Source organism: Mycobacterium sp. TH-M116 (assembly GCF_057473685.1).
Genome location: NZ_JBYCLC010000209.1, coordinates 1 through 4702, shown reverse-complemented (window position 1 = coordinate 4702; position 4702 = coordinate 1). Strand labels below are relative to the sequence as shown.

4 protein-coding genes and 1 pseudogene are annotated in these 4702 nt (G+C 71.7%); 1 reads left to right on the top strand and 4 read right to left on the bottom strand.

Annotation, left to right across the window (positions count from 1 at the left end; all coding sequences use genetic code 11):
* Window positions 1–146, bottom strand: a pseudogene (locus AC2VOK_RS10645) (acetyltransferase); the annotation flags it as partial.
* 193 nt (window positions 147–339) lie between these two features.
* Here AC2VOK_RS10645 and AC2VOK_RS10640 point away from each other — a divergent pair.
* A complete protein-coding gene (locus AC2VOK_RS10640) occupies window positions 340–1602 on the top strand; it encodes an outer membrane protein assembly factor BamB family protein (protein ID WP_428900434.1) in 1263 nt (420 codons plus the stop codon).
* 3 nt (window positions 1603–1605) lie between these two features.
* Here AC2VOK_RS10640 and AC2VOK_RS10635 read toward each other — a convergent pair whose 3' ends face one another.
* The 3 genes from AC2VOK_RS10635 to AC2VOK_RS10625 all read right to left on the bottom strand — a co-directional run bounded on the left by AC2VOK_RS10635 (window position 1606) and on the right by AC2VOK_RS10625 (window position 4604).
* Window positions 1606–2298, bottom strand: coding sequence for an esterase (locus AC2VOK_RS10635; protein ID WP_428900433.1), 693 nt, complete (start codon window positions 2296–2298; stop codon window positions 1606–1608).
* A 72-nt stretch (window positions 2299–2370) separates the two neighbouring features.
* Entirely contained in the window at window positions 2371–3633 is a 1263-nt protein-coding gene (locus AC2VOK_RS10630) for a class I SAM-dependent methyltransferase (protein WP_428900435.1), read from the bottom strand.
* Window positions 3591–4604 (bottom strand): class I SAM-dependent methyltransferase, encoded by a 1014-nt coding sequence (locus AC2VOK_RS10625; protein WP_428900432.1) that lies wholly within the window; start codon window positions 4602–4604, stop codon window positions 3591–3593. Before AC2VOK_RS10625 ends, AC2VOK_RS10630 begins: the two co-directional genes overlap by 43 nt.
* Window positions 4605–4702 lie beyond the last annotated feature (98 nt).

Below are 4702 nucleotides of genomic sequence, written 5' to 3'. Positions count from 1 at the left end.
TAGCGCACCAGGTACCACGGGGTGTAGGCGCGGTTGGCCAGCACCCACCGCAGCGAAGCCGGCGTGAGGAACCTGGCCTGGCGTGGGTCACGTATCCGCGATCCACGCCAGCGGCGATGGATCGGGGCACCCCACATGGACGTCATGGCCGGAAAGCTTAACCGGGTGCGGCGAATCGGTGGGCGCGGGTGCCGGGCGATCGCGTCCCCGCGCGATCGCCCGGGTTACCCTCACCTGTACTCGTTCGCTGCTCGTGCCACACGCCCTCGCGGAAGGATCTGGGAACCACACGTGCTTGCCCGACATCTCCTGCCCGGGCTTCGGCGTTGGGCGGCTGCGGTGGCCGCGGCCGCCGTCTCGGTGGGGCTGGGCGGCTGCGGCAACACCGACTCGTGGGTGGATGCGGCGCCGGCGCAGGGGTGGCCCGCCCAGTACGGCGACGCGGCCAACAGCAGCTACACCACCACGAGCGGAGCCACCACGCTGTCGTTGCAGTGGACGCGTGCGGTCAAGGGTTCGTTGGGGGCCGGCCCGGCCCTGAGCGCACGCAGCTACCTCGCGCTCAACGCGCAGACACCGTCGGGCTGCTCCCTCATGGAGTGGCAGAACGACGACAACGGCCGGCAACGCTGGTGCGTGCGGCTCGTCCAGGGCGGCGGCTTCGCCGGCCCGTTGTTCGACGGCTTCGACAACCTCTACATCGGCCAGCCGGGGGCCATCGTCTCCTTCCCGGTGACGCAGTGGACGCGGTGGCGTAAGCCGGTGATCGGGATGCCGACCACCCCCCGCTTCCTGGGGCACGGCCACCTGTTGGTCGTCACCCATCTGGGACAGGCGCTGGTTTTCGACACCCACCGCGGCCAGGTCGTCGGCAGCCCGCTGGACCTCGTGGACGGCGTCGACCCGACCGACGCGACGCGCGGCCTGGCGGATTGCGCGCCGGCCCTGGCGGGCTGCCCGGTCGCGGCGGCGCCCGCCTTCTCGACGGCCAACGGAACGATCGTGCTCGGCGTCTGGCAGCCGGACGCCCCGGCCGCGCGGGTCGTCGGCCTGAAGTACCGTGACGGCCGGCTCGCCCGCGACTGGACGAGCGACGCGGTGGGCGCCGGCGTCATCGCCAGCCCGGTGCTGTCCGCGGACGGTTCGACCGCCTATGTCAACGGCCGCGACGAGCGGCTGTGGGCGTTGAGCACCGCCGACGGGAAGGCGAAGTGGTCGGTGCCGCTGGGGTTTTTGGCGCAGACGCCGCCCGCGGTGACCCCGCAGGGACTGATCGTATCCGGCGGCGGCCCCGACACTCGGCTGGCCGCCTTCACCGACGCCGGTGACCACGCCGAGCGGGTCTGGCGCCGCGACGACGTCATCCCCCTGTCGTCGTCGAGCCTGGCCGGCGGTGTCGGCTACACCGTGGTCGCCGGCCCGCCGCACGACGACGCGCCCGGCATGTCGCTGCTGGTGTTCGATCCCGGCAACGGCCACACGACCAACAGCTATCCGCTGCCCGCCGCCACCGGGTACCCGGTCGGGGTCTCGGTCGGCAAGGACCGCCGCGTGGTGGCCGCCACCAGCGACGGGCAGGTATACGGATTCGCGCCGGCGTGACCGCTACAGTGCCAGCGGCGGGATCGCGTTGCGGGGCACCTGGGCCTGCACCGGTCCGGAGAACGCCGGCAGCATCTCCCCCGGCGCGAAGTAGAAGATCAGCGCGTCGTCGGTGATGGCGAAGTTCTGGTAATGCGACGGGTCCGTGCCGGTCGAGGGCAGGATGGTCACCCCGAAGGGGCTCTGGCGTTCCAGGTCACGCTGCACGATCGGGAAGATGGCGTCCAGCGGTGTGGTGCCGGGCGCGAACAGGTTCTCGAAGGCGATCGGCGCCTTGGTGCCCAGGTTGTAGTTGAATGCCTTGTACCAGTTGGACGGGTGCGTCCCGAGGTCTTCGAAGAACTTGAGCACCACGCTGCGGGTGCCGGACGGCGGCTGCCCGGAACTGTGTTGTTCGCTGGTGGCCTGCAGCTGGTAGGGCTGGTCGCGCGAGCCGGAACTCTTCGCCACGTTGACGAACCCGTCCCGGTTCCTCGTGATGTAGTCGGTCAGCGCCTGTTGGTCGGGGTAGTCCACCGGAAACGTCAGGTCGAGCATGTAGGTGGGCGCCGTGGCGCGCACGCGGCACACGTGGGTGTCCTCCACCACGCCGCCCAGGCCCGCACACGCCGACGGCGCGGCAAAGGCCCATGGTGGGCCCGGCCAGCCCAGCAGAACCGCAGGTAAGAGCACCGCGGCCACGATCAGGTTACGCATCGTCGAATTGTCCTCGCAGACTCAACAGGCTCGGGCGCCCGGGAAAATGACCGTCGACAGCGTACCTGGGCGCTATCGCGACGGGCGGCAAACGAACGCCGTTGCGCGCCCGGCGGCCCCGGCGCCGATCCGGGTGACGACCACCGACAGCGGCTGGTCGCCGCGCAGGCGCAGCCGCCGCCGCAGCGCGTCGGGGTCGAGGCGCACCCCGCGCGCCAGGATCTCGACCGCCCCGCAGTCCCGCGCCGCCAGCACCTGACGGAGCCGGCGCTCGTCGAACGCCACCTCGTCGAGCACCTCGAAGCCACGGACCCCCGGTGGCAGCCGGTCTCCGGACAGGTAGGCGATGTCGGGGTCGAGTTGCCACAGACCGTGGCGGGTGCCGTAGTGCCGCACCAACCCGGCGCGCACCACCGCGCCGTCGGGGTCGACGATCCAGCGCCCGTGCGGCCCCACACCGCAGTCCTCGGGCTCGATGTCGCTGATCTGTTCGCCCGGCGAGGCCCCGTCGAGGATGCTCGCGCGGCGGCGCACACCCGGTTCGGCCAGCCCGGCCGACCACAGGCACGCCTCCCGGACCGAACCCCGGTACGACGTGACCTCGATCTCGCCGTCGAACCCGCAGCGTCGCAGCATGCCGAAATCCATTCCCGGGCCGCACTTGACGACGAGGTGGCGCCCGCGATAGAGGTCGATCAGCCGGCCCAGCGCCGGCCGGTAGTCGTCGGGGTTCAGGCGGCGGCGGCCGCCGTGGCGACGCGCGGGGTCCACGAGGACGACGGTGTCGCGGGTCACCGGATGCAGCGCGTCGGCGCGGCAGAGCACGGCCGTCGCGCCCACATTGTGGCGTGCCATGGCCAGGCGGACCGGGTCGATGTCGCTGCCCAGCGCCCGCACCCCCGCGCCGTGCAGCGCGGCCAGTTCGGTGCCGACCGAGCAGGTCGCGTCGTGCACCACGACGTCTGGGCCGTCCGGCCCGGCGGCCAGGCGCGCGGCCCGGTGCAGCGCCACCGGCGCCGCGGTCGCCTGCTGCAACGCCTCGCCGGTGAACAGCCACTGGGACACCTGCCGGCCCAACGGCCCGAGCTTGCCGGGCCGGTCGAAGGCGCGCCTGCGCAGCAGCGTGGTCTCCACCAGGACCGCGGCCCTCTCGCCGAATCGGGCTCGCACCGCGGCGACGTCGGCGATGCGGGTGGCGTCGGTCAGCCCGAGCTCGGCGACCGCGGCCAGCGCCGACGCGCCCGAGGACGACCGCAGGTAGCTGACGTCGTCGGCGCCGAAGACGAGGTGGCTCAGGAGGGTTTGACCCCGGTGATCATCACGTTGTAGAACCAGCCTTTGGGCACCACGTGCCGCCACAGTCCGGCGTCCACCCAGCTCAGGGCCTTCCAGCTGGCGAAGGCGAAACGCGCCCAGCTCCAGCCCAGGCGCCCGGGCGGCACCGACGCCTCGAAGGTGCGGATCGGCCAGCCCAGCATCGCGGCGGTGAACTCCTCGCTGGCGGTACGCACCGCGACGGCACCGGCGTTGACGGCCATGCGCTCGAGTTGATCGGGTGTGAAGGTGTGCAGGTCGACGATGGCCTCCAGCGCCGCGACGCGCGAGGACTCGTCGAGCTCGGCCTGTGGGCGGCGCCAGCCGCCCAGTCCCGGCAATCTGGTCACGGTGGTGGTGACCCGCCAGGTCAGCGTGGACAGGGTACGGGCGTAGACGTCACCGGCGCTGGTCGGCTCGCCGGCGAACACGAACCGGCCACCCGGCCGCAGCACCCGCAACACCTCGCGAAGCGAGAGCTCGACGTCCGGGATGTGGTGCAACACGGCATGCCCGACCACCAGGTCGAACGTGTCGTCGTCGTAGGGTATGCCCTCGGCGTCGGCGACCCGGCCGTCGATGTCCAGGCCCAGCGCCCGCGCGTTGCGGGTGGCGACCTTGACCATGCCCGGCGACAGGTCGGTGACCGAGCCGCGGCGGGCCACCCCGGACTGGATCAGGTTCAACAGGAAAAACCCTGTGCCGCAACCTAATTCCAGAGCCCGCTCGTAGGGAAGCTCTCGGGCTGCCTCGCCGGGCACGATCGCGTCGAATCGGCCGCGAGCATAGTCGACGCAGCGCTGGTCGTAGGAGATCGACCACTTCTCGTCGTAGGTTTCGGCTTCCCAGTCGTGGTAGAGCACCTGGGCGAGTTTGCTGTCGTTCCGGGCGGCCTCCACCTGCTCGGCGGTGACAGGGCTGGCGGTGACAGGGGCGGCGGTGACGGGGGTGACGGTGACGTGGTAACGCGGCGACGGGTCGGTACTGGCCATGGTCGCCCCAGCCTAGATGATGGGTGTCGGCACCCGCCTAGAGTGATCCGAGGATCGCCTCGCCGAGTATCAGCCCGATGTCGGCGGGGGTTGACCCG

Excerpts from the sequence above, each read along its gene's own strand:
- AC2VOK_RS10635 (WP_428900433.1), bottom strand. The coding sequence starts at position 2,298 with ATGCGTAACCTGATCGTGGCCGCGGTGCTCTTACCTGCGGTTCTGCTG.
- AC2VOK_RS10625 (WP_428900432.1), bottom strand. The coding sequence starts at position 4,604 with ATGGCCAGTACCGACCCGTCGCCGCGTTACCACGTCACCGTCACCCCC.